Origin of the sequence: Aeromonas sp. Lyrl_2, assembly GCF_051948815.1 — a bacterium.
In the GTDB taxonomy this organism is placed as follows: domain Bacteria; phylum Pseudomonadota; class Gammaproteobacteria; order Enterobacterales; family Aeromonadaceae; genus Aeromonas; species Aeromonas veronii.
This window is the reverse complement of the sequence record NZ_JAYJLJ010000009.1, coordinates 120,139-144,158: the sequence shown is the minus strand read 5'-3', so window position 1 is coordinate 144,158 and position 24,020 is coordinate 120,139. Positions and strand designations below refer to the sequence as shown.

The 24,020-nt window shown below is 60.9% G+C and carries 21 protein-coding genes; 18 read left to right on the top strand and 3 right to left on the bottom strand.

Annotated elements, in window-relative coordinates:
- Positions 1–11 precede the first annotated feature (11 nt).
- The 5 genes from hutC to hutH all read left to right on the top strand — a co-directional run bounded on the left by hutC (position 12) and on the right by hutH (position 6,343).
- Positions 12–716 carry a histidine utilization repressor gene (gene hutC, locus VF684_RS10190; protein WP_041202413.1) on the top strand — a complete coding sequence of 235 codons (705 nt, stop codon included), beginning with the start codon at positions 12–14 and terminating at the stop codon, positions 714–716.
- A gap of 154 nt (positions 717–870) precedes the next feature.
- Positions 871–2,106, top strand: a complete 1,236-nt coding sequence (gene hutI, locus VF684_RS10185) for an imidazolonepropionase (RefSeq protein ID WP_201913458.1) — start codon at positions 871–873, stop codon at positions 2,104–2,106.
- Positions 2,099–3,043, top strand: coding sequence for a formimidoylglutamase (gene hutG / locus VF684_RS10180; RefSeq protein ID WP_376899185.1), 945 nt, complete (start codon positions 2,099–2,101; stop codon positions 3,041–3,043). The genes hutI and hutG overlap by 8 nt, the downstream gene beginning before the upstream one ends.
- A gap of 53 nt (positions 3,044–3,096) precedes the next feature.
- On the top strand, positions 3,097–4,806 hold the full coding sequence (gene hutU, locus VF684_RS10175; protein ID WP_201913456.1) for a urocanate hydratase: 1,710 nt from the start codon (positions 3,097–3,099) through the stop codon (positions 4,804–4,806).
- 4 nt (positions 4,807–4,810) lie between these two features.
- On the top strand, positions 4,811–6,343 hold the full coding sequence (hutH, locus tag VF684_RS10170) for a histidine ammonia-lyase (protein ID WP_376899183.1): 1,533 nt from the start codon (positions 4,811–4,813) through the stop codon (positions 6,341–6,343).
- 145 nt (positions 6,344–6,488) lie between these two features.
- Here hutH and VF684_RS10165 read toward each other — a convergent pair whose 3' ends face one another.
- Together VF684_RS10165 and VF684_RS10160 are read right to left on the bottom strand one after the other, a co-directional pair.
- Positions 6,489–7,586 (bottom strand): calcium:proton antiporter, encoded by a 1,098-nt coding sequence (locus VF684_RS10165; protein WP_376899181.1) that lies wholly within the window; start codon positions 7,584–7,586, stop codon positions 6,489–6,491.
- Between the two features lie 310 nt (positions 7,587–7,896).
- Entirely contained in the window at positions 7,897–9,423 is a 1,527-nt protein-coding gene (locus VF684_RS10160) for an EAL domain-containing protein (RefSeq protein WP_376899179.1), read from the bottom strand.
- Between the two features lie 504 nt (positions 9,424–9,927).
- On the opposite strand from VF684_RS10160, the gene VF684_RS10155 reads away from it, so the two are divergent.
- On the top strand, positions 9,928–11,856 hold the full coding sequence (locus tag VF684_RS10155; RefSeq protein WP_058059990.1) for an EAL domain-containing protein: 1,929 nt from the start codon (positions 9,928–9,930) through the stop codon (positions 11,854–11,856).
- Positions 11,857–11,932: 76 nt separating this feature from the next.
- Here the strand turns inward: VF684_RS10155 and VF684_RS10150 are convergent, their stop codons facing one another.
- Positions 11,933–12,856 carry a 1-aminocyclopropane-1-carboxylate deaminase/D-cysteine desulfhydrase gene (locus tag VF684_RS10150; protein WP_279461153.1) on the bottom strand — a complete coding sequence of 308 codons (924 nt, stop codon included), beginning with the start codon at positions 12,854–12,856 and terminating at the stop codon, positions 11,933–11,935.
- An 87-nt stretch (positions 12,857–12,943) separates the two neighbouring features.
- On the opposite strand from VF684_RS10150, the gene VF684_RS10145 reads away from it, so the two are divergent.
- The 12 genes from VF684_RS10145 to VF684_RS10090 all read left to right on the top strand — a co-directional run bounded on the left by VF684_RS10145 (position 12,944) and on the right by VF684_RS10090 (position 23,992).
- Complete coding sequence (locus VF684_RS10145; protein WP_440174199.1) at positions 12,944–13,807, top strand: MSHA biogenesis protein MshI; 864 nt, start codon at positions 12,944–12,946, stop codon at positions 13,805–13,807.
- On the top strand, positions 13,807–14,400 hold the full coding sequence (locus tag VF684_RS10140; RefSeq protein WP_204481747.1) for a PilN domain-containing protein: 594 nt from the start codon (positions 13,807–13,809) through the stop codon (positions 14,398–14,400). Before VF684_RS10145 ends, VF684_RS10140 begins: the two co-directional genes overlap by 1 nt.
- Entirely contained in the window at positions 14,400–15,047 is a 648-nt protein-coding gene (locus VF684_RS10135) for an MSHA biogenesis protein MshJ (protein WP_376899176.1), read from the top strand. The genes VF684_RS10140 and VF684_RS10135 overlap by 1 nt, the downstream gene beginning before the upstream one ends.
- Positions 15,040–15,369 (top strand): SctD/MshK family protein, encoded by a 330-nt coding sequence (locus VF684_RS10130; RefSeq protein ID WP_005342886.1) that lies wholly within the window; start codon positions 15,040–15,042, stop codon positions 15,367–15,369. The genes VF684_RS10135 and VF684_RS10130 overlap by 8 nt, the downstream gene beginning before the upstream one ends.
- A gap of 70 nt (positions 15,370–15,439) precedes the next feature.
- A complete protein-coding gene (mshL, locus tag VF684_RS10125) occupies positions 15,440–17,107 on the top strand; it encodes a pilus (MSHA type) biogenesis protein MshL (protein WP_204481742.1) in 1,668 nt (555 codons plus the stop codon).
- Positions 17,108–17,199: 92 nt separating this feature from the next.
- On the top strand, positions 17,200–18,090 hold the full coding sequence (locus VF684_RS10120; RefSeq protein ID WP_204481741.1) for an ExeA family protein: 891 nt from the start codon (positions 17,200–17,202) through the stop codon (positions 18,088–18,090).
- On the top strand, positions 18,087–19,181 hold the full coding sequence (locus VF684_RS10115) for a tetratricopeptide repeat protein (protein ID WP_376899173.1): 1,095 nt from the start codon (positions 18,087–18,089) through the stop codon (positions 19,179–19,181). Before VF684_RS10120 ends, VF684_RS10115 begins: the two co-directional genes overlap by 4 nt.
- 74 nt (positions 19,182–19,255) lie before the next feature.
- Entirely contained in the window at positions 19,256–20,965 is a 1,710-nt protein-coding gene (mshE, locus tag VF684_RS10110) for an MSHA fimbrial ATPase MshE (RefSeq protein WP_005348611.1), read from the top strand.
- Positions 20,966–20,968: 3 nt separating this feature from the next.
- A complete protein-coding gene (locus tag VF684_RS10105; protein WP_376899171.1) occupies positions 20,969–22,189 on the top strand; it encodes a type II secretion system F family protein in 1,221 nt (406 codons plus the stop codon).
- Positions 22,190–22,266: 77 nt separating this feature from the next.
- A complete protein-coding gene (locus tag VF684_RS10100; protein WP_139440802.1) occupies positions 22,267–22,728 on the top strand; it encodes a hypothetical protein in 462 nt (153 codons plus the stop codon).
- A gap of 77 nt (positions 22,729–22,805) precedes the next feature.
- A complete protein-coding gene (locus tag VF684_RS10095) occupies positions 22,806–23,477 on the top strand; it encodes a type II secretion system protein (protein ID WP_376899169.1) in 672 nt (223 codons plus the stop codon).
- A 14-nt stretch (positions 23,478–23,491) separates the two neighbouring features.
- Complete coding sequence (locus tag VF684_RS10090) at positions 23,492–23,992, top strand: prepilin-type N-terminal cleavage/methylation domain-containing protein (protein ID WP_107682229.1); 501 nt, start codon at positions 23,492–23,494, stop codon at positions 23,990–23,992.
- The last annotated feature ends 28 nt before the right edge of the window (positions 23,993–24,020 follow it).

Below are 24,020 nucleotides of genomic sequence, written 5' to 3'. Positions count from 1 at the left end.
GGAGCTTCATGGTGGCGCCAGCTCTCTATCTGCAGATCAAGCAGCATATTCTGGACGGGATCCGCGAACGCCACTATCAGGCGGGGGACAGGATCCCGACCGAAGCGGCCCTGTGCGAGCAGTTCACCGTGAGCCGGATGACGGTCAACCGGGCGCTGCGGGAACTGGTGGCCGAGGGGTGGCTGGTGCGTACCGCCGGTTCCGGTAGCTTCGTGGCGGACAGGCGCACCGAGTCGCCGCTGCTGGCTATTCGCAATATTGCCGACGAGATCGCCGAGCGTGGCGGCGAGTACAGCGCCCGGGTGATCCGGCTGCAGCGACTGGCCGCCGACGAGAAGGTGGCGGTACAGCTGGGACTGCGGGTTGGCGCCCCCATCTTTCACAGCCTGATCGTCCATCAGGCCGATGGGGAGCCGTTGCAATTGGAGGAGCGCTTCGTCGATGCCGGGCGTTTGCCGGGCTATGGCGAGCAGGATTTTACCCAACAGACCCCCAACCGCTATCTGATGGATGTCTGCCCCCTCTCCGAGATGGAGCACGTGGTGGAAGCCGTGTTGCCCAGCGCCGGTGAGGCGGGATTGTTGCAGATCCGCGTGGATTCCCCCTGCCTGTTGTTGCACCGGCGTACCTGGTCGGAGGGGCATCTCGTCTCCTACGCCCGTTTGCTCTCCCCCGGTTCCCGCTACAAGCTAAGCTCCAAGACTCAGCTGGAGTAAATGTATATACAGCTCGATTTTGCAAAGCCCACCTCCTGGTGGGTTTTTTTGTGCTTAAACTCTAAGTTTGATGCTGTTATCAGGATGTAAATTTCGCTCTTTCTTTCGTCATAGAGATCGATTATAAGAATATGTATATACATTTGAGGTCGCTATGAACAAGGAACTGTTGAACTGCGAGCGGGTCTGGCTCAACGTGATACCCGCCACCCTGAATAATGAGCTAGCCGACTACGGCCTGCTGCCGCTCCACGCCATCGGCGTGAAGAATGGCAAGATCCACGCGCTGGTGCCGATGGCCGAGCTTAAGGGGCCCCATCCTGCTCACTGGCAGGATATGCAGGGCAAGCTGGTCACTCCCGGCCTTATCGATTGCCACACCCATCTGGTCTTCGCCGGCAGCCGTGCCGAAGAGTTCGAGCTGCGTCAGCAGGGAGTGCCCTATGCCGAGATCGCCCGTCGGGGCGGTGGCATCATCAGCACGGTGCGTGCGACCCGTGCCGCCAGCGAGGAGCTGCTGTTCGAGCTGGCGTTGCCGAGGGTGACATCCCTGATCCGCGAAGGGGTCACCATGGTGGAGATCAAGTCCGGCTACGGTCTGACGCTGGATGACGAACTCAAGATGCTGCGGGTGGCCCGCCGACTGGGAGAGGCGTTGCCGATCCGGGTCAAGACCACTCTGCTGGCGGCCCATGCGGTGCCGCCTGAATATCGCGACGATCCCGACAGCTGGGTCGAGACCATCTGTCAGGAGATCATCCCGGCCGCTGCCGAGGCAGGCTTGGCCGATGCGGTGGACGTTTTCTGTGAACACATCGGCTTCTCGCTGGCCCAGACCGAGCAGGTCTATCTGGCGGCGGATCAATACGGCCTGCCGGTGAAGGGGCATATGGATCAGCTCTCCAATCTCGGTGGCAGCACCCTCGCTGCCAACTTTGGCGCCCTCTCGGTGGATCATCTGGAGTATCTGGATCCGGAAGGGATCCTGGCGCTGGCCCACCGTGGCGTGGTCGCCACCCTGTTGCCCACCGCCTTCTACTTCCTCAAAGAGACCAAGCTGCCGCCGGTTGCCGCCCTGCGCAAGGCGGGGGTGGCGATGGCGGTCTCCTCCGATATCAACCCGGGTACGGCCCCCATTGTCTCGCTGCGGATGGCAATGAATATGGCCTGCACCCTGTTTGGCCTGACCCCGCTGGAGGCCATGGTCGGGGTGACCCGTCACGCCGCCAAAGCGCTCGGCGAGCAGGATCGTCTTGGCCAGCTCAAGGCGGGCATGGCGGCCGATTTCCTGATCTGGCACTGCGCCCATCCGGCCGAGCTGAGCTACATGGTTGGCGTCGATCAGCTGGCAGGCCGCATCTTCAACGGCGAGGAGACCCTCCATGGATAAGTTCAACCCGATCGACATGTCGCTCTGGCAGGGGCGGCAGGATCCGGAAGATGGCGAACTGGCCCTGCGCTGGCATGACAAGGTGCAGCCCTGGACCGTCGGAGCACAAGACACTGCCGGTGTGGTACTGCTCGGTTTTGCCTGCGATGAAGGGGTTCGCCGCAACAAGGGGCGTGTCGGCGCCGCCGGTGCGCCGCAAGCGGTGCGCAAGCTGCTGGCCAACACCGCTTGGCATCTGAGTCGCCCCGTCTACGATGGCGGGGATGTGAGTTGCCCCGATGACGATCTCGACGCTGCCCACGGCCGTCTGGCCGAGCAGGTCGCCGCTGCGCTCGATCTGGGCCACTTCCCGCTGGTGCTGGGGGGCGGTCACGAGGTGGCTTTCGGCAGCTGGAGCGGCCTCAACCTGCATCTGGCGGGTCAGGGGCGAGTCGGCATTATCAATTTTGACGCCCACTTCGACCTGCGCATGAAGCAGGAGCAGGCCAGCTCCGGTACCCCCTTCTTCCAGATTGCCGAGCAGTGTGCCGCTCAGGGCACGCCGTTTTACTACACCTGCCTCGGGGTAGCCGAGACCGCCAATACCCAAGCCCTGTTTGCCCGTGCCAAGGCGCTGGGTGTGTGGCATGTGCTGGACGAGGCGATGACCCAGACCGAGCTGCCAGCCTTGCTAAGTGGGCTGGACGCCTTTATCGCCGATTGTGATCACCTCTATCTGACCATCGATCTCGACGTGCTGCCGGCGGCCGTGATGCCGGGAGTGAGCGCCCCCGCCGCCCGCGGCGTGGAGCTGGCGGTGATCGAACCGCTGATCGCTCATATCCGGGCCAGCGGCAAGCTCAGGCTCGCTGATCTGGCCGAGTACAACCCGACGCTGGATCAGGATAACCGCAGCGCCCGCGTGGCCGCGCGGCTGGTTCATCTGTTGACCCGTTAACCCTTTGGCCACCCATCGCCGAAGGCACCCTATTGATACAACAAGGAGTGTGTATGTCTGTGCAACAGCAGGATCCCCGTCATGATCCTAACCGCGTGATCCGTGCCCCGCGCGGTACCGAACTGACAGCCAAGAGCTGGCTCACCGAAGCGCCGCTGCGGATGCTGATGAACAACCTGGACCCCGAGGTGGCCGAGCATCCCCAGTCACTGGTGGTCTATGGCGGCATCGGTCGCGCCGCCCGCAACTGGGCCTGCTTTGACAAGATCGTCGAGGTGCTGACCCGGCTCGAGGAGGATCAGACCCTGCTGGTGCAATCCGGCAAGCCGGTCGGGGTGTTCCAGACCCACAAGGATGCGCCGCGGGTGCTGATCGCCAACTCCAATCTGGTGCCGCACTGGGCCAACTGGGAGCACTTCAACGAGCTCGATAAAAAGGGCCTGATGATGTACGGCCAGATGACCGCCGGCTCCTGGATCTACATCGGCACTCAGGGGATCGTGCAGGGCACCTACGAGACCTTCTTCGCGGTGGCCAACCAGCACTTCAACGGTGAACCCAAAGGGCGCTGGATCCTGACCGGTGGCTTGGGCGGCATGGGCGGTGCCCAGCCGCTGGCCGCCACCATGGCCGGCTTCTCGATGATCGCCGTGGAGTGCGACGAGACCCGCATCGATTTTCGTCTGCGCACCCGTTATGTGGACAAGAAGGCCCACAGCCTGGATGAGGCGCTAGCCATGGTCGAGGAGGCCAAAGAGGGCGGTACCGCCGTCTCCGTCGGTCTGCTCGGCAACGCCGCCGACGTGTTCGCCGAGCTGGTGGCCCGTGGTATCACCCCGGATGTGGTGACCGACCAGACCTCCGCCCACGACCCGGTGCACGGCTATCTGCCGCAGGGCTGGAGCGTGGCAAAGTGGCGCGAGCTGCAAAAGAGTGCACCGAACGAGGTAAACGTGGCCGCCCGTCGCTCCATGGCCCGTCAGGTGGAGGCGATGCTGACCCTGCAAGAGCGCGGCGCGGCGACTTTGGATTACGGCAACAACATCCGTCAGATGGCGCTTGAGGAGGGGGTGGCGAACGCCTTCGACTTCCCCGGCTTCGTCCCCGCCTATATCCGCCCGCTGTTTTGCGAGGGGATAGGCCCGTTCCGCTGGGTGGCCCTCTCCGGCGATCCGGAAGATATCTACAAGACCGATCAGAAGGTGAAAGAGCTGATCCCCGATGATCCTCACCTGCACAACTGGCTCGACATGGCCCGCGAGCGCATCGCGTTTCAGGGGCTGCCGGCGCGGATCTGCTGGGTCGGGGTCAAGGATCGGGTACGGCTCGGTCTGGCCTTCAACGAGATGGTGAAAAACGGCGAGCTGAAAGCCCCCATCGTCATCGGTCGCGACCATCTGGATTCCGGCTCGGTGGCGAGCCCGAACCGCGAGACCGAGTCGATGATGGATGGCTCCGATGCCGTCTCCGACTGGCCGCTGCTCAACGCCCTGCTCAACACCGCCGGTGGCGCGACCTGGGTTTCGCTGCATCACGGCGGCGGGGTCGGCATGGGCTTCTCCCAGCACTCCGGCGTGGTGATCGTCTGTGACGGCTCCGATGACGCTGCCCGCCGCGTCGGTCGGGTGCTGCGCAACGATCCGGCCACCGGGGTGATGCGCCACGCGGATGCCGGCTACGAGATTGCCATCAACTGTGCCCATGAGGCGAAACTGGATCTGCCGATGATTGACGGCGCCAACGGTGTCAAAGGAAAGGTGTAACACCATGTTTGAATTGACTATTACCCCGGGCGAGCTGGATCTTGCCACCCTGCGCCGCGTCAGCCGCGAGCCGGTACATATTGCACTGGATCCGGCGGCGTTGCCGGCGATCCACGCCTCTGCCGCCACTGTCTCCCGGGTGATCGAGCAGGGACGCGTGGTGTACGGCATCAACACCGGCTTTGGCCTGCTGGCCAACACCCGCATTCCGGTGGATCAGCTCGACGAGCTGCAGCGATCCATCGTGCTTTCCCACGCTGCGGGCATCGGCACCTATATGGATGACGCCACCGTTCGGTTGATGATGGTGCTCAAGCTCAACTCGCTGGCGCGCGGCTTCTCCGGCATCCGGCTGACGGTGCTTGAGGCCTTGATGACCCTTATCAACGCCGAAGTCTATCCGGTAGTCCCGAAGAAGGGCTCCGTCGGTGCCTCCGGCGATCTGGCGCCGCTGGCTCATATGAGCTGCCTGCTGATCGGTGAAGGCAAGGCCCGCCACAAGGGCGAGCTGATCGACGCCGCTACTGCGCTGAAAATTGCCGGGCTCGAGCCTATCGCGCTGGCGCCCAAAGAAGGATTGGCGCTGCTCAACGGCACTCAGGCGAGCACCGCCTTCGCGCTGGAAGGGCTGTTCCATGCCGAGGATCTCTATGCCGGTGCCATCACCATCGGCGCCATGAGCGTGGAGGCGGCGCTTGGCAGCCGCCGGCCGTTCGATGCACGCATCCACGTGGTGCGTGGTCAGCGTGGCCAGATCGACGCGGCCGCCTGCTATCGCCACCTGCTGGTGGATGGCAGCGAGATCGGCATGTCCCATCACAACTGCGAGAAGGTACAGGATCCCTACTCATTGCGCTGCCAGCCGCAGGTGATGGGTGCCTGCCTGACCCAGATCCGTCAGGCCGCCGAGGTGCTGGTGTGCGAGGCCAATGCGGTCTCCGACAACCCGCTGGTGTTTGCCGATGACGAGGAGATCATCTCCGGCGGCAACTTCCATGCCGAGCCGGTCGCCTTCGCTGCCGATAATCTGGCGCTGGCCATCGCCGAGATCGGCTCCCTTTCAGAGCGGCGCATGGCGCTGTTGATCGACTCGCGGATGTCCGGTCTGCCGGCGTTTCTGGTCAACAACGGCGGGGTGAATTCGGGCTTTATGATCGCTCAGGTCACCTCGGCGGCGCTGGCCTCCGAGAACAAGACCCTGGCCCACCCCGCCTCGGTGGACAGCCTGCCTACGTCGGCCAATCAGGAGGATCACGTCTCCATGGCCACCTTCGCCGGTCGTCGGCTGGCGGACATGGCGGAGAACACCCGCGGCATTTTGGCAGTTGAACTTCTGGCGGCAGCGCAAGGACTGGATTTTCGTGCTCCCCTGCGCAGTACCGAGCTGATCGAGCTGGCCAAGGGACGACTGCGGGCAGAGGTGAGCTTCTACGACAAGGACAGGTACTTCGCGCCGGATATCGAAGCGGCCGCCGCCCTGCTGGGCCGTGCCAGCTACAACGACCTGATCCCGACTGGGGTGCTGCCCAGTCTGTAAGCCTTGGTCACCCTTCTCTCCTGGCGGGAGAAGGGTTGGGGATGAGGGGGAAGCCACTTCACTGGCGCCGGTGAGGTCCGGGAGCAGATAACAAAAGACCGCCCAATCGGGCGGTCTTTGCGTGTCTGACGTTGGTTGAACGCGGTTATTCGTGCTCGAACATCAGGAACAGATAGACCACGAATAACACCAGATGGGTCGCACCATGGAGCACATTGGTGCGGCCGCTGCTGAAGGTCACTTTACAGACCATCAAGGTCGTGACCAGCAGCACCATATCGGCGGGGGAGAGGCCCAGGCGCACCTCCTGACCCAGCATGGAGCCGATAAAGAGCACGGCGGGCACGGTGAGAGCTATGGTGGCCAGCACCGAGCCGAAGTAGAGGTTCATCGCCCGCTGCAACTGGTTGTTGAAGGCGGCCTTGATGGCCCCGACCGCTTCGGGGGCCAGCACGATGCAGGCGACGATAAAGCCGCCCAGTGCGGCGGGCGCGTCCATGACATGTACCCCGTAGTTGATGGGGATGGCCAGGGTCTTGGCCAGCAGGATTACCACCAGCAGGTAGGCGAGCAGCAGGATGGTGTGATAGACGTTGCTCTGCAGCGGGCCGTGGTGCTCCTCGTAATCCTCGTGATCGCTGTCGACGAAGAAGTGGCTGTGGCTGCGGGTCTGGATGAGCAGAAAGACCCCGTAGAGCAGGATCGAGATGATGATCAGCATCCACGACATGGCGCGCGACATACTGCCGATTGCACCACCCTCGGTGAAGTTGGGCAGCACCAGACAGAGCAGGGCCAGCGGGATGATGGCCACCAGATAGGATTTCACTCCGTCCAGATTGAAGCTCTGGGTGTGGTAGCGCCAGCCGCCAAACAGCAGGGTGAAGCCCACCAGACCGGTACTCACCAGCATCACTACCGCAAACATGGTATCGCGGGCCATGGTGGGGTTGGGCTCGCCGGTCAGCATCACCGAGGAGATCATCACCACCTCCAGCGAGATGACCGAGAGGGTGAGGATCAGGGTGCCGAAGGGCTCGCCCAGCTTGATGGCGAGGGCATCGGAGTGGCGCACCACCGAGAAGATGGCCCAGGTGACGATGGCCAGTAGTGCCGCCGAAACCGGAAGATAGATCCCGAGCGGAGTTGTCTCTGTCAGCTGGTCACTGCCCAGGGTCTTGAAAAAGAGCAGGGTCAGCAGGCCAACGGGCAGGGCAATCTCTTGCCGGATAACTGTCTTCATAGGCAATGGTTCTCTATTGGGGGTCTTGACGACCGGATGACATAAACAGGCTGCACGGTTATCGGTTGCGCAATAACCGGCTCCTTATGATAAAGGTTGTTATCCCCGTCAGGGCAGATCATTTTGTTGCTGAATGTAAATAAGGGGTGGCAGGAGACGGTTTGATTTCACCATGGAGCCTGGCCAGGGCTTGCAGGAGGCTTTATCCGCCTGATGGCCGGGCTGGGTTACGGCGCTACCGCCAGCATCAACCTGATGATGTCGAGCTGCTGGCCAAACCGTTTCACGGCCAGATCCTGCCATCTCTGTGTTAGCTGGCCTGCTGGTGTTGCAGCTGCCACTCCCGTTGCCAGTGGGTCAGTATCTTCAGCGGCATGGGTTTGCCGAAGAAGTAGCCCTGGATCAGATAGACGCCGTGCTGGCTCAGATAGTCGATCTGCAGCTGGCTCTCGACCCCTTCGGCGATCATCTCCATGCCCGATTCCCGACCGAAGACGATGATGGCATCCAATACGCTGCGCTTGAGGTCGTTGGTGCCTATGGTATCGACGAACATCTTGTCGATCTTGATCTGGCGGATCCCCAGGCTCTGCAGATAGGCAAAGCCGCCGTAGCCGGTACCAAAATCATCCAGCTTGAAGTGATACCCCATCTGTTGCAGCAGGGTGATCTCCTCGGTGGCCGCCTTGATGTCGAGGATCGGCTTGCGCTCCGTCAGCTCGAAGGTGAGCCGGGTGGGTGAGGGGTTTTGGCTGTGAGCGAGCAAGGTGCGCAGCAGGGGCTGCTCGATATGGGCCGCCACCAGATTGACGCTGACCCACTGCTCCGGTGCCAGCTGCGGCAGGTCGGTGATCACCTGCTCCAGCAACTGTTCGGTCATCGGCAGGATCAGTCCTTGCTCCTCTGCATATTCGATAAAGGTGCCCGGGGGGATCAGCTCGTTTCCCCGCTGCCAGCGCAGCAGCGCCTCGAATCCCACCACTTGGTGGGTACGGGCATCCACTATCGGCTGGTAGAGGGGAATAAATTCCTTGCGTATCAATCCTGTTTGCAGCAGTCCCTTGAGGGAGCGCCGATAGCTGCGCAGCAGCCAGTATGTGACGCTTAACAGGGCGCCGAGTGCGATACCGAACCAGAGACCGTAGTGATTGAGTTGGTCATGGGCATATTGCTCCAGCGCTTTTCCCGCCCAGACCGTCTGTTTGGTGAGTTCATTGGGATCGAAGAAACTGAGGCTGATATTGCTCTCTTCCTGCTTGATCTCCTTGTCGCCACGGGGAAAGTGGACTGTGCTTGCATCGTTATCCTGTCGGCTGAACTCCAGATAGAAGCAGTGGCTGCAGGGGTGTTGCAGCAGGTCGTGGCTCCAGCTGTTATCCAGCACCCAGTAGGCGAGGTTGTCACCGGATCGGTAAAAGGCCACCAGCTCCTGTTCGGTATTGTATTTGGCCACTGTGGCGGTGATCCCCAGTTTGCCGAACTTCTGCCCGCTATTCTGGAGCTCTTTGATCAGCGGGATCTCCACCCCCAGGCTGGAGCAGCTGTTGCCGGAAGCGAGCTCCAACCCTTGCAGGCGGATATGAGCGCTGTAGAAGCGCGGATCGCGCAGCAGCTCCATGTCTTTGGCGCCGCAGTTGAACTCAAATTGTGCCAGTTGTTTGTTGATGGCGGCATCCAGCTCCCGGTGGCGTACGGCCATGGCTCCCTTGAGCTCGGCAACCTTCTCTTCCAGCAGATGAAAGGCCATCGGCTTGGCAAACCACAGGCCGAGAAACTGGCTGCCCACGACAGGCAGGACGAACAGCAACAGAGCGATCCAGACGGGTGATTTACGCAAAGGAAGTACCTGCCAGTTTCATGAGACACAAATGGACTTTGCCATCATAGAGCATTAGTGCAATCAATTTGAGTCCGAGTTGTCACACTTGTTGATTGATTTTTTAACTACATGATTTTAAATGTGTTTATTATTAACTTTGGCTAGATTCAATCGCTGACCTGTCATAAATGACAATTGCTCAGCTTATCCGAACTGCATTAGAGTAGCCCTGCGGTTTGACTCACCGTGTGTTCAATACTCCTGTATCTGTTTTTTGTCAGTAGCACAGAGTGTTAGTTTTGATATGAGTGTTCCTTTTGGTCCCCTTTGAGGGACCATTTTTCTGTCTGTCATCCCGCCCTTTCCCGCGTCTGCAGCCCGTCACCCTTGGTATTCTCCCTCTGCTTTGGGTTATGCTTGCCCGCTTAAATTGCAGAAGCGGGATCTTCATCCATAGCTGTGGCCCGATCGCCGCTGCTACCATGAGGCGACATGGATGATGCTGGGCATACGGAAAGGCGCATGAAACTCACTACACAGCTTGTCTCATTTATCACCCTTTGCGTGATCGCAGCCATGGCGACCGTGCTGATTGGCGGGGTGTTCAGCTTTCGCGAGCTGGGTATGGAGTTGCAGCAAAAGAAGGTCGATGCGCTGGTCGAAGTGATCGACAAGCAGCTCGATGTTGCTCACGACATGGAAGATATGAGCCACTGGCTGCCTACCCTGCTGCGGGCTGCCCATGTGGTAGAGCTGGAGGTGCGCCAGAATAACCAGCGGGTCTACTGGTTCCGCGATGTGCGCAATCCGGTCGACGAGCAGCTGCTGGTGCCATACAGCCACCCGCTGCCCCATCAGGCCGGCATGCAGGCCAACTTCAAACTGGAGCGCCCCTTCAAGGAGGCGGAATACTCCATCAAGGCGATGTCCGGCATCTCGCTGGGCATCTTTATCGTGGTGTTCGGTCTCTGGTACTCCATCCGCTGGCTGCGCCAGCAGTTGCGAGGGGCCGAGCTGCTGGGCATTCGCGCCCAGCTGATCCTCGATGACAAGCTCTCCAAACTGAGCCATGACCCCGCCGAAGAGTGGCCGGTGGCCGCCAGTCAGGCCCTCGATCATCTGCTCGCCGAGCTGGCAGATGCTCGCAAGGAGCGCAGCCGCTTCGACAACTTCATTCGCAGTAACGCTTTCGTCGACAAGATGACCGGCATCGGCAACCGGCTGTTTTTCGACAACCGGCTGGAGAGCGCCATCATGGAGGCGAGCGTGATGAGCGGCGGCGTGCTGCTGATCGATCTCGCCTGTCTGGAGGAGCTGGAGGCCGATCAGTTCGAGCTGCTGGGGCACGATTTGATGATGGAGGCGAGCGCTACCATAGGTGCCTTCGTGCGCAAGCATAACGGCGCCCTGCAGGCCCGCTACGCCGGTCAGGTCTTTGCGGTGTTGCTGCCCAATATGTCCGAGAGCGAGATGGTGGATAGCGCCAGCCAGCTGCTCAAGAGCCTGCAACGGCTGCACTGGCCGCAGGAGGTCAACCCCGAGACGGCGGTCTATCTCGGCGCCGTCTGTTATCAGGCACAAGACAGCCTGCTCAAGGTGCAGGAGGAGGCTGAGCTGGCCCTCAAGAGCGCCCGTCTGCAGGGGCACAACGGCTGGTTCCTCTACGAGAAGCAGCTGGATGAGGAGCAGAGCAGCAAGGGCACGGTACGCTGGCGCACCCTGATCAGCCGCCGTCTCGAAGAGCACGGTATCGAATTTTATACCCAGCCGATCCAGCAGGATCGGGGGCAGGTGGTGCTGCAGCAGGAGCTGCTCACCTATCTGCACGATGAGCAGGGGCGGGCTTTGCAGGCGGGGATTTTCATGCCGATGGCGGAGAAGGTTGGCTTGTTGCTGCAATTGGATCGGTTGGTGGCGGAGCAGACCCTCACCCTGCTGCGCCAGCGCTCCGAGCAGAGCTGCCCCATCAGCCTGACCCTCAGTGCCCAGAGCCTGCTCAACCGCGAGTTCCAGCGCTGGCTCTTCTTCGCCCTGTTCCAGCTGCCGCGCAGCACCAACGAGCGGCTGATCCTGCAACTCTCCGAATCCCAGGTGACCCGTCACTTCGAGGCGCTCAAGCGGCCGCTGCGCTCCCTGCGGATGCTGGGCTGCCAGCTGGCCATCGATCATGCCGGTCAGGATGTGGTGAGCACCCAGTACATCAAGGAGTTCGAGATCAACTTCCTCAAGTTGCACCCCAGCCTGGTGCGGGAGATCCATGCCCGTCAGGTCAACCAGATGGCGGTCCGCAGTCTGGTAGGCGGCTGCGCCAATACCCGCACCCGGGTGCTGGCAGTGGGGGTGGAGAGTGGCGACGAGTGGAAGATGCTGCGCCACCTCGGGGTGCATGCCGGGCAGGGGCCCTGGTTTGCCGAGCCCCAGCGGCTGGTGCTGGAACCGGCTGGTGATTGAGATAAACAACAGAGGGTCGCCTTGGGGCGACCCTCTGTTGTTTGCGATGCTGTTTGCGGTTGCCGTCAGGCGGGGATCACAGTCGCCCCTGCTCCCGCAGCCCGGCGAGCCCTTGCATGCCGCCAGTGTGGATAAAGACAATCTTGCTGCCGGGGGCGATACGGCCCGCAGCCAGCTCGCGAAACAGACCCCACATCGCCTTGCCGCTGTAGATGGGTTCAAGGGGCAGATCGGTTGTGGCGCTGAAATCCTGCACCCACTGCCAGAGGGTCGGACTGAATTTGGCGTAGCCACCATCGTGGTGATCGAGCGCGATGCGCCAGCCGGGGATATTGGCAGCCGCGGGATGGAGGCGACACACCTCGTCAGCGATAAAGCAGCCTCCTTTCAGTACCGCAATCGCAAGGATCTGCTCCCGATCCCGTTTGCCGGCGATCAGGCCCGCCAGAGTGCCGCCGCTGGCGCAAGGCAGTACCCAGAGATCCGGCGAGAAGGGCACTTCGCCGACCAGTTCTGCCACGCCGGGGATGGCCAGCGGGCTGCTGCCTCCTTCCGGCACGATCAGGGTATCGGGTGCACCGAATTGGGCCAGCCAGTCGGGATCCTGTCGTCGCCGGTAACTCTGGCGGTCGACAAAAACGAGATCCATGCCCCAGTGCCGGGCATCCCGCAGGGTAGAGTTACTGACGGCGTCATATTCGCCCCGTATGATACCGGTAGTACGAAGACCAGATTGGCACCCCGCTGCCGCCAGCGCGTGGATATGATTGGAGTAGGCGCCGCCAAACGAGAGCAGATGCCGTTTGCCGTGCTCTTTGGCATGCAGCAGATGGTACTTGAGCTTGCGCCACTTGTTGCCGGAGATGGCCGGATGGATCAGATCATCACGCTTGCACCACAGCTCGACACCATAGCGGGTCAGCAACGGATGGTGGAGGCGTTGCAAGGGGGAAGGGAGGATGGCTTGACCCTCTGACTCGGCGGAAAGGTTGGCTTGCAATGGTGAGTCCGTCTTTTAATCTGGAGGCTAATCTGCTGTTTATGTTAATATTTCATACATTTAATCACTATTGATGGGCGGGCTTACATGAAACAACTGTTCAGACGGTCGACGCCAAGCCGCCAGGTCGGGCTCTTGCTGGCCAATGACAGGATCATGCTGGCTGCGGTGGGCAATCCCCCCGTCTTCGCGACGCGCACCATCAACGGCCCACAGGAGTGGGCAGTGGCCATGAACGAGCTGTTCAGCCGTCATGGGCTGGCCAAGTCTACGGTGCGGGTGGCCCTCGCCGCCAGCCTTTATCAACAGATCCAGATCGACAAGCCTGCCGTGCCTGACGCCGAGATGGTGGGGGCGCTCCCCTGGGCCATCAAGGATTATGTCAGCGAACCCGTGCTGCAACTGGCGATGGATTATGTGGACTTGCCCACCCCGCCTGCCGGTCGCCCGCGCATCAATGTGATCTGCCTGCCCAAGAGCCGGGTGCAACAGCTGGCCGATGCCATCAACGGCATCGCGACCCTGCAATCCATCATCAGTGACGAATTGGCGCTGACCTCTCTCTATGACGCGGATGACACGGTGCGCATGCTGCTGTGGCAGCCCAAGGGGCAGGATCTGCAACTGCTGGTCTTCCATCAGGGCGGGCTCTGCTTCTCCCGCCAGCTGCGCGGTTTCACCAGCCTGACTGGCGAACATGAGCCGGACAGCATGCTGCTCGATTCACTGGCGCTGGAGATCCAGCGCTCCCTCGACTATCTGGCGGGCCAGCTGAAATTGCCCGAGCTGGGGCAGATGCAGTTTGCCGTCGCCTCGCCCTTTATCGGTACCCTGGTGCGCCACATGGAGCAGACCTTCGGCTTTGCCGTCTCCGCCATGGCCAACAAGGCGGTGCTGGCCGGCGTTGAATACCTCTCGGCTTACGCCGCCGCCATCGGGGAGGATGCGTGATGAAACGTCAGATAAACCTCTATGGCGCCGAGTTTCGACCCAAGCGGCAGTGGGCCAGCCTCAATCAGATGGCGCTGGTATGGAGCTTTGCGCTGCTGCTGATCCTGTTGACGGGGATCGGTTACAGCTGGCAGCAGCAGCAGGTCAGCCGGGCGCTGGCGCAGCGCTCTGCCGAGCTGGAACTCAAGCGCAGCGAGGCGCAGCGGCTCGACGCCGAGCTGGCGCGCCATCAGGCAGATCCCCGGCTGCAACAGCAACTGGTCAACAAGCAGGATGAGCTGACGGCCAAGCAGGGGCTGATGCGCCAATTGGGCAGCCTGACCCTGCAAAAATCCCAGGGCTATGCCAGCGTGATGGCGGATCTTTCCCGCATTCGCAACAGCAATCTCTCGTTGCAGCGCATCGAGATCAACGAAGGGCGGATCAACCTCTCCGGCTTTGCCGGACGCAGTCAGGATGTGCCGGCCTGGGTCAACCGCTTCAAGCAGACCCCGAGTCTGGTGGGTAAGGAGTTTGGTGAGCTGACCCTCAGTCGTGACAAGGAGGGCCGTCTGACCTTCCAGTTGAGCGGCATTGCGCGGGAGAAACCCTGATGAACCTGAAAACACAATGGCAGGCATGGGGCCAGCGTATCGCCGTGTTGAGCCAGCGGGAGCGGGTGTTGATCCTGCTGACTGGTCTGGTACTGCTGGGCGTGGCTGGCATTTACGGCTGGATCGATGGTGCAGATACCCGTCTGCAACAGGATCGCATGGCCCTGAGCGCCGCCGAGCGCGACCTCGAGATCATGGAGCTGGAAAACCTCGGCAAGCAGGCCCGGCTCAAGCGGGATCCCAATCAGGGAGTTCGCGACCAGCTGGCGCAGGTCGAAGCGGATCTGGCCCGGATCGACGATGAGCTCAAGGCCCAGACCGTCGATCTGATCCCGGCGCACGAGATGCCGCTGGTGCTGGAGGCGCTGCTCTCCCGCTCTGCCAACCTTCACATGCTGGCCCTCAGTTCGCTGGAGCCGACCCCGCTGATGGCGGGGGAGCACAAGGTCAATCTCTACAAGCATGGTATCCGGCTTCAGCTTGAAGGCGGCTATTTCGATGTGTATCAATATCTTAAAGCGCTAGAAGCCTTGCCGCGTCACTTCTACTGGAAGCAGTTCGACTATCAGGTCAAGGCCTATCCCGGCGCGGTGGTGGAGATGGAGATCTACACCCTGAGTACCAGCAAGGAGTTTATCCGTGGCTAGAGTGTTTGCGTTGTGCTGTTGCCTGTTCAGCTTGCTGGTACAGGCGGAGCAGGTCGAGGTATTGCAGGATCCCACTGCGCCACTGGCGGATGTGGCTGTTGGCGCCCGTGCGACCGGCGAGAGCAGCGCCGGTTTGCCGAAGCTGCAGAGTGTCGTGCTGGGCAATGGCCCGGCACTGGCGGTACTCAATGGCAAGAGTTATCGGGTCGGACAACAGGTGGACGGCTATACGCTGGTGGCCATCAATGCCGATGCCGTGGTGCTGGAAAAGGCGGGAAAACGCCATGCGGTAACACTGTTTGCCAGCAAGATCCGGGTTTGAGTCGTGCTTGCCTCTCGAGAGGTGAATCGGCTTTATCGAGTTTAATTGCAAGTCAGGGTGCCCTAATTACATGAAAAAACACCGTCTCTGTCTGATCACCGTGGCCATGATGGCTGCAGGCTGTACCACGTATCAGCACCCCGAGCCGACCCAGGCGAAGGATGCCCTCAAACAGGCCATAAACGAACAGCAGAAACAGGCTGCCCCTCTGACCGCGTTGCCCAAATCGGTGCAAAGTGAATTGCTGCAGCTGAACCGGCCGCAGATGCCGGTCGGCATGCCGGAGAAGCGGCTGCGTATCGCGGCTCACGACGTGGAGGCGGTGGAGTTTTTCGGTTCTCTGTTCAAGGGCTCCCGCTACAGCGTGGCGGTTCACCCCGGGGTGGCCGGGCTGGTTTCCGTCGAGCTCAAGGATGTGACTCTGCCGGAAGTGCTGGCGGTGGTGGGCGACATGTACGGCTTCGACGTGCAGCGCAAGGGCAATGTCTTCCATATCTATCCGGCGGGTCTGCGTACCGAAACCATCCCGGTCAACTACCTGATGATGTCCCGTCGTGGCCTCTCCCGCACCTCGGTCAGCACAGGCGGGGTGACCGCCAATGACAGCAATAACAGCAGCGACAGCAGTTTTGACAGTGCATCGAACAACAACAGCACCAATAACTCCTCCGGCAACAACTCGAACGGCAACAGCAGCAATGGCACCCGTATCGAGACCGATACCAACAGCGACTACTGGACCGATCTGCGCGACTCTCTGCAGACCCTGATTGGCACGGGTGATGGTCGCGCGGTGATCACCAGCCCGCAGGCGGGTCTGGTCACCATTCGCGCTTACCCGAAAGAGCTCAAGGCTGTGCGTGAATTCCTGACCCAGTCCGAGAGTCACCTCAAGCGGCAGGTGGTGCTGGAGGCGCGGATCATCGAAGTTGCCCTCAACGAAGGGTATGAGCAGGGGGTGGACTGGAGCGGTCTCTCCGCCAGCTGGGATGGCAACAAGGGGATTACCGGTGGCGGTTCACTGGCCAATACCCAGTTACCCACCACCCCTAATCAGATCTTCACTGCACTGGGTGGCGGCGCCGGTTTCAAGGTCTCTGACGGCAACTTCAATGTGGCGGTCAACCTGCTCAAGACCCAGGGCGATGTGAATACCCTCTCCAGCCCCCGTGTCACCGCGACCAATAACCAGAAGGCGGTGATCAAGGTGGGGACGGACGAATATTTTGTCACCAATGCATCGACAACAACCGTGAGCACGACGAGCGGTGACCGAACAACTCCCAATGTAGAGTTGACCCCTTTCTTCTCAGGTATCTCTTTGGATGTAACACCACAGATCGATGAAGAGGGGAAGGTGCTGCTGCATATCCATCCCTCCGTTATCGATACTGAAGAGCAAACCAAGACCATAAAGGTGACAGACAGCGATACGCTGGTGTTGCCGTTGGCGAAAAGCTCCATTCGAGAGTCCGATACCGTAGTGCAGGCCAATAACGGTGACATCATCGTTATCGGCGGCCTGATGAAGACCGACAAGCAGGAGAGCGTCAGCAAGGTACCGCTGCTGGGGGATATTCCCTGGGTGGGTGAAGCCTTTACCAACCGCCGCGAGAGCACCAAGAAGGTGGAGCTGGTGATCATGCTCAAACCGACCGTGGTGGAGAAAGATACCTGGCAAAACGAGCTGCAACGCTCCTCCGAGCTGCTCGACAAGTGGTATCCGGCCAAGGGCTGACCCATGACACCAGATACGGTCACCCTTATTCCGAACGGCCTGTGCAGTCTTGACTGCACAGGCTGCTTGTTTGCCGTGGCAGGTGAGGTCCCATGTACCTGACCCACTTCGGCCTGCAGGAGGCACCGTTCAGCCTCACTCCCAATACCGGCTTCTACTACGGCTTGCCGCCTCACGAAGAGGCACTGCAGGTGCTCAACTGGGCGCTGGCGCAGGGGGAGGGCTTTATCAAGGTGACCGGCGAGGTAGGCACCGGCAAGACCCTGCTCTGCCGCAAGCTGCTCAGCGAGCTGGGTTCGGAAGCGCGTCCGGTGCGGCTTGCCTGGTTGCCCAATCCCCATCTCACTCCGGCCGAGCTGCGCATCGCGCTGGCGCTGGAGTTGGGGTTGGCGGTACAGGATCAGAGCGAGCTGGATCTGACCGATCGTATCCATCGTCACCTGATCAGCCTGCACCAGCAGGGCAGCAGGGTGGTGGTGCTGCTCGACGAGGCGCAAGCGCTGCCGGACGAGACGCTGGAGGCGATCCGCCTGTTCGGCAATCTCGAGACCGAATCGAGCAAGCTGCTGCAGATCGTGCTGTTCGGCCAGCCGGAGCTGGATACCAGACTGGCCAAGCCGCATCTGCGCCAACTGCGCCAGCGGATTGGCTTCTCCTACTGCCTGCGGCCGCTGCGTTTTGACGAGACTCGCGCCTATCTGGAGCACAGATTGCAGGTCTCCGGTTACCGCGGGGCACCGCTGTTTGCTGGTCGCGCCATGCGTCTGTTGTGGCGCGCATCGCGAGGGATCCCGAGACTGATCAATATCCTGGCGCAGAAGTGCCTGATGCTGGCCTATGGTCAGGGTGTGCGTCAAGTCGATAGCCGTCTGGTACGGCTCGCCATTCGCGATACCGATGATGCCAGCCGCTTTGCGCCACGGCGCTGGTGGCCCCTGTTACTGTTGCTGGGGTGCGCCCTGGCTTATGGAGTCTGGCCATGAGCGTTATCAACCAGATGCTGAAAGATCTGGACCGGCGCCAGCAAGGATCCGAAGGTGCTGCCGTCTATATTGCCCCTGCGCGCCAGCAGGGATGGTGGATGTTGCTGTTGACCCTGATCTGCGGTCTGGCACTGGGGATCCTTGGTTGGCGAACCTGGATCTACTGGCAGCAGACCCATATCGTCTCGGCTGCCAGCGAAGTGCTAGCTCCCGATGCGGTGACTCCCGATGTGGTGGTAAGGGCCGCCGCGCCGGTCAGCCAGCCCGAGCCGGTCGAGGTGGCGGCCGCGCTGCCGTTGCCAAGTCAGGATGAGGTGAATGATGAGGCAGGCGAGAGTGACTCGGATGGCATGGCCGACGGTGCGCCCTTTGATGCCTCCAGCGATGTTGACGAGTCCGAGCCGACCAATGAAGAGCTGCAGCCCGAGCTTTACGCCGAACTGGCGGCAGAGCAGCAGGCCGTCGCCAGCGCACCGCGCAAACCGAGCGTATTGAAGATCGAGACGGTGGAGCTGTCGGCCAAGGAGCTGGCGGCGCTGGCGGAGCGCAAGGCGACGACCGCCATGGCCAAGGGAAGCCTGCGGGACGCGCAGGACAACTACTATCAGGTGCTGGCCCACGATCCCTACAACCAGGGGGCGCGCGAGCAGCTGGCGGGGCTGCTCTACGGCGAGGGCCGCCTGACCGAGGCGCGTCAGCTGCTGGAAGAGGGGATCCGGCTCGATCCCCAACAGGCCGATTTTCGTCTGCTACTGGCCCGCCTTGCCATCAGTGAGGGGCAGCAGCAGCAGGCGCTTGGCTGGCTGTCCGGCTATCAGCCGGATCTCGCCAGCAACATGGACTACTACGCCACCTGGGCCGGGCTGACTCAGGAGTTGGGACAGAATGCCGATGCGGCGGCGCTCTATGTGAAGCTGCTGCGTCAGCAGCCGGATCAGGGCCGCTGGTGGCTTGGTCTCGGCGTGGCCGAGGATGGTCAGGGCCACAGCCAGCGGGCGCTCGATGCCTATCGCAACGCTTTGTTGCACGGCAACCTCGGCGAGGCGTCGACCAACTGGCTGGAACAACGAATTGGCCAACTAACCCCTTGATAAACAGCAGGTTCGATTAGCTAAGCCTAATCGGATGCGGCAACGGGTGTGAAGTAACACAGATCGGAGCAAACATGGCACAACCCAGACTGAAAATGCGCCTCGGCGACCTGCTGGTACAAGAGCAGATCATCTCTGATGATCAGCTGCAGCTTGCCCTGCAGCAGCAGCGTCAGACCGGCCGAAAGCTGGGCACCACCCTCATCGACCTCGGCTTTATCAGCGAGGTGCAGCTGTTGCAGTTCCTCGCCCGCCAGCTGGATGTGCCCTTCTTCGATCTCAACAACCTCACCATCGATGCCGCCGCGGTGCCGCTGCTGCCCGAAGTGCAGGCGCGCCGTTATCGGGCGCTGGCGGTCAACCTTACCGACGACAAGGTGACGGTAGCCATGTCGGACCCGGCGGATCTGAGCGCACTGGATGCCGTCGCCGCCCTGCTCAGCCCGCGCATCATGGTGCTGGCGGTGGCGCGGGAAGGGCAGCTGCTGGAGTATTTCGACCGCCTCTATCGCCGTACCCGCGAGATTGAAAGTTTCGCCGAACAGCTGCAGGAGGAGTATCAGGACTCCGGCTTTGAGCTGGGCTCCAGTAACCTAGGGGCCAACGACGAGGGGGAGGCGACGGTGGCCAAGCTGCTGCGCTCCCTGTTCGAGGATGCGGTGCAGGTGGGGGCGTCGGATATCCACATCGAACCGGACGAGAAGGTGCTGCGGATTCGCCAGCGGATCGACGGTATCCTCCACGAGAACATCCTCAACGAGGTGCGCATCGCCCAAGCGCTGGTGCTGCGCCTCAAGCTGGTGGCGGGGCTCGATATCTCCGAGAAGCGCTTGCCGCAGGATGGCCGTTTCAATATGAAGGTGCGCGGTCGCGATGTGGATGTGCGGATGTCCACTATGCCGGTGCAGTATGGCGAGTCTGTGGTGATGCGTCTGCTGGATCAATCCTCAGGCATCCTGTCGCTGACCGAGACCGGCATGCCGCCGGAGATCCTGACCCGTTTCCGTCGCCAGCTCAAACGGCCGCACGGGATGATTCTGGTGACCGGCCCGACCGGTAGCGGCAAGACCACCACCCTCTATGGCGCCCTCTCCGAGCTCAACCAGTCCAGCAACAAGATCATCACGGTAGAAGACCCGGTGGAGTATCGTCTCTCCCGTGTCAATCAGGTGCAGGTCAACCCCAAGATTGGCCTCACCTTCTCCAACGTGCTGCGCTCCACCCTGCGTCAGGATCCGGATATCCTGCTGGTGGGGGAGATGCGGGACAACGAGACGGTTGAGATCGGTCTGCGTGGCGCCATCACAGGTCACCTGGTGCTGACCACACTGCACACCAACGATGCGGTGACCAGTGCCTTGCGCCTTATCGACATGGGGGCGCCCGGCTATCTGGTGGCGAGTGCCCTGCGGGCAGTGGTCGCCCAGCGGCTGGTGCGGCGGGTATGTGAGCACTGCGTCGAGGAGAAGGCGCCAGACGAAGGGCAGGCCACCTGGCTCACCGTACTCTCCGGCGAGGCGCCCGGCCAACACACCTATCACAAGGGGCGGGGTTGTCAGAGCTGCAACTTTACCGGTTATTCCGGCCGGATCGGGGTCTACGAGCTGCTGGAGCTGGATCAGCCGATGATGGATGCCCTGCGCCGCAACGATGCGGAAGGGTTCGCCAAGGCGGCCCGTCAACATGAACACTATCGGCCGCTGGCCCTCACAGCCCTCGATTATGCCCGTCAGGGGATCACCTCGGTGGACGAGGTGCTGCGATTGGCCGAGGATTTGGGGTAAGCGATGGCTAACTTTGCTTACAAGGGGCGTGACAGCCAGGGCAACGCCACCAGTGGCGTGGTCGAAGCGGCCAACGAGATGGCGGCCGCCGAGCAGCTGATGCGCCGCGGGGTGATGCCCACCGAACTCAAACCGGGCAATGCCAAGTCCGCCGCCATCGACTGGTCACTGTTGCTGGAAGGGGGCGTCAAGCTGGATGAGCTGGTGATCTTCAGCCGCCAGATGTATGCCCTGACCCGGGCCGGAATCCCGATCCTGCGTGCCATCGCCGGGCTGGAGGAGAGCACTCACAGCAAGCCGCTCAAGCGGGCGCTTCACTCGCTGGGGGAAGATCTTGGCAACGGTCGCCCGCTCTCCAGCTCGATGCAGGCGCACCCCAAGGTATTCAGCAGCCTGTTTGTCGCCATCATCCATGTGGGTGAGAACACAGGTCAGCTGGAAGAGTCCTTTTTGCAGCTCGCCAACTATTTCGAGCTTGAGCTGGAGACCCGCAAGCGGATCAAGACCGCCATGCGCTACCCCAGCTTCGTGATGATCGCCATCGGCATCGCCATGGTGATCCTCAATATCATGGTGATCCCGGTGTTTGCCGGCATGTTCGCCAAATTCGGGGTGGAATTGCCGCTGGCGACCCGCATTCTGCTCGCTACCTCGCACTTTTTTGTCAACTATTGGTGGCTGCTGCTCGCCATTCTGGCTGGGATGGTGTTCGGTTGGCGCCGCTGGGTCGCCACCACCAAGGGCAAGCTGACCTGGCACCGCTGGCAGCTCAAGTTGCCGATCGTCGGCACCATCATAGAGCGCTCCCTGCTGGCCCGTTTTGCCCGCAGTTTTTCCATGATGCTCAAGGCAGGAGTGCCGCTGAACACCGCGCTGACCCTGGTGGCCGATGCGGTGGATAACGCCTATATGGCGGGGCGAGTGCGGGATATGCGCGCCGGTATCGAGCGGGGCGAGAGCCTGCTGCGCACCGCCAGCAGCAGCGGCCTGTTCACCCCTCTGGTGATGCAGATGATCGCCGTGGGGGAGGAGACAGGTCAGGTCGATGACCTGCTGCACGAAGCGGCCGAGTATTACGAGCGGGAGGTGGATTATGACCTCAAGAGTCTCACCGCCCGCATCGAGCCGATCCTGATCGGGATCGTGGCAGTAATGGTACTGATCCTGGCACTGGGTATCTTCACCCCCATGTGGGACATGATGCGCGCAGTTCGCGGCAAGTAACTCGGCATCTTCACGCTTGAATGGTGGGACATGATGAGAGCCGTAAGAGGCAAGTGATCGGTGGAGTCGAGGGCTGGATGAACAGACAGACGCAGCAAGATGATCGCTGGCTGACCGGATATCGGCGGATCGCCGTGATCATCCTGCTGATGGTGATCGTGGCGACCCTGGTGCGCAGCTATCAGGGCCACCGGGAAGAGGCGCAGCAGCTCACCCTCACTTTGCTGGGGGAGCAATTTGCCGAGCGGGCACAGCGTTTGCACGGCATTTGGCTCGATGAGCGGCGCCCGCAGACACTGCATGTCGCCGGCAAGGGGTGGCAGTTTGACGCCCGGGGTTGGCCTCTGGGGCTGGTGCCGCTGCAATCTCCTTCGGAAAATTGCCGTCAGTTGTGGCTGGCTCTGATGGGTGAGACGAAGGGGGGCATGCCTCCCCTGCAGGTTCTGGCCCGCCCCGATGGCAATGGCTGCGAGATGGGGTGGGATGGTTATTGGCTGGTTTATCAGTTTTCTGACGGGCGGGTGATGAAAAAGCCTTGAATGAAACTAATCATATGACCCAACTACATGATTTTTTTGGGCCTGCATGAAATAATGTGGGGCATTACGGAGGGAGCATGACAATGAAACCAATGGCACCAACAATGCCGGAAAACGGGATGAGGAGACAGTCTGCCGGCTTTTCCCTCATTGAGCTGGTGATCGTTATCGTGATCCTGGGGATCCTGGCGGTGACTGCACTGCCGCGCTTTCTCGATGTGACTGACGAAGCGAAAAAGGCCAGCGTGGAAGGGGTCTCTGGCGGTTTTGCTACCGGCGTTTCGCTGGTGCGGGCGCAATGGGAGGCGGAAGGTCGCGCCAAACAGGACAGTCTCAATACCGTGTTCTATGACGGTAGTCGCTTCTATCTGACCACACCGACCGAGACCCAGGTCAGCAACGGCGAGCTGTCGCCCGGCTATCCGATGGATACCATTGCAAGCGGTAATCCCGATGTGGGTCCGGCCAATCTGACCGCCGAACGTTGTCTCAATATTTGGGAGGGGTTACTGCAAAACCCGCCCAAGGCTACGGCCAGCTTCAATGAAGTGCGCGGTAGCGGCAATGACCTGAAATACTATGCCACAGTAAGCAGTAATGGACTGGATTCGGTCTGCCGTTACTATTTGGTCAATAGTTTGAGTAAGGGCAGTGATGGCAAGTATCAGGATCCGCAAGGCAAGACTGATGCATTTATGAGTTTCAGTTACCGTCCGGCGTCCGGTCAGGTGACCACCAATATTAACTGACAGAGGAAAGTGAAATGAAAAAACAGGCGGGTTTTACCCTGATCGAACTGGTTATCGTGATCATCATTCTGGGTATTCTGGCGGTCACCGCTGCACCCAAGTTCCTGAATCTGCAGGATGATGCCAAGAAGGCCGCTGCAGATGGTGTACTTTCGGGTATCAGTAGTGCAATGCAACTGGTTTACAGTAAATCTGCTCTTGAAGGGGAAGAGAAGGCTGAGAAAACAGATAATCCAGCGCCTTCAGTAGAATCTGCAGGGGGAGTTGTCGCCACTCACTTTGGGTATCCGACTGCAGCCTCGGCTGGCATTGAAAAGGCAATTAGCCTTGATGGAGCTTGGAAAGGTGAGATTCTTGATGATAAATCTACACCACCTACCTATCAATTCTATTCAACAGATAAGGATGGTAATGCAGTTAATAGTTCCCCTTGTGTAATCTACACCGAGGCCAGTAGTGCAACGGCTGCTGCCATGGTCAAAAAAGGTGAGGTTACTGGCGGTAAGTGTGCTTAAGCGGTTGATCAAAAGCGAGGCTTAAGCC

Excerpts from the sequence above, each read along its gene's own strand:
- hutI (WP_201913458.1), top strand. The coding sequence starts at position 871 with ATGAACAAGGAACTGTTGAACTGCGAGCGGGTCTGGCTCAACGTGATA.
- VF684_RS10120 (WP_204481741.1), top strand. The coding sequence starts at position 17,200 with ATGTACCTGACCCACTTCGGCCTGCAGGAGGCACCGTTCAGCCTCACT.
- mshL (WP_204481742.1), top strand. The coding sequence starts at position 15,440 with ATGAAAAAACACCGTCTCTGTCTGATCACCGTGGCCATGATGGCTGCA.
- VF684_RS10095 (WP_376899169.1), top strand. The coding sequence starts at position 22,806 with ATGACAATGAAACCAATGGCACCAACAATGCCGGAAAACGGGATGAGG.
- mshE (WP_005348611.1), top strand. The coding sequence starts at position 19,256 with ATGGCACAACCCAGACTGAAAATGCGCCTCGGCGACCTGCTGGTACAA.
- hutH (WP_376899183.1), top strand. The coding sequence starts at position 4,811 with ATGTTTGAATTGACTATTACCCCGGGCGAGCTGGATCTTGCCACCCTG.
- VF684_RS10140 (WP_204481747.1), top strand. The coding sequence starts at position 13,807 with ATGAAACGTCAGATAAACCTCTATGGCGCCGAGTTTCGACCCAAGCGG.
- hutU (WP_201913456.1), top strand. The coding sequence starts at position 3,097 with ATGTCTGTGCAACAGCAGGATCCCCGTCATGATCCTAACCGCGTGATC.
- hutG (WP_376899185.1), top strand. The coding sequence starts at position 2,099 with ATGGATAAGTTCAACCCGATCGACATGTCGCTCTGGCAGGGGCGGCAG.
- VF684_RS10115 (WP_376899173.1), top strand. The coding sequence starts at position 18,087 with ATGAGCGTTATCAACCAGATGCTGAAAGATCTGGACCGGCGCCAGCAA.
- VF684_RS10090 (WP_107682229.1), top strand. The coding sequence starts at position 23,492 with ATGAAAAAACAGGCGGGTTTTACCCTGATCGAACTGGTTATCGTGATC.
- VF684_RS10105 (WP_376899171.1), top strand. The coding sequence starts at position 20,969 with ATGGCTAACTTTGCTTACAAGGGGCGTGACAGCCAGGGCAACGCCACC.
- VF684_RS10145 (WP_440174199.1), top strand. The coding sequence starts at position 12,944 with ATGAAACAACTGTTCAGACGGTCGACGCCAAGCCGCCAGGTCGGGCTC.
- VF684_RS10155 (WP_058059990.1), top strand. The coding sequence starts at position 9,928 with ATGAAACTCACTACACAGCTTGTCTCATTTATCACCCTTTGCGTGATC.
- VF684_RS10165 (WP_376899181.1), bottom strand. The coding sequence starts at position 7,586 with ATGAAGACAGTTATCCGGCAAGAGATTGCCCTGCCCGTTGGCCTGCTG.
- VF684_RS10135 (WP_376899176.1), top strand. The coding sequence starts at position 14,400 with ATGAACCTGAAAACACAATGGCAGGCATGGGGCCAGCGTATCGCCGTG.
- VF684_RS10100 (WP_139440802.1), top strand. The coding sequence starts at position 22,267 with ATGAACAGACAGACGCAGCAAGATGATCGCTGGCTGACCGGATATCGG.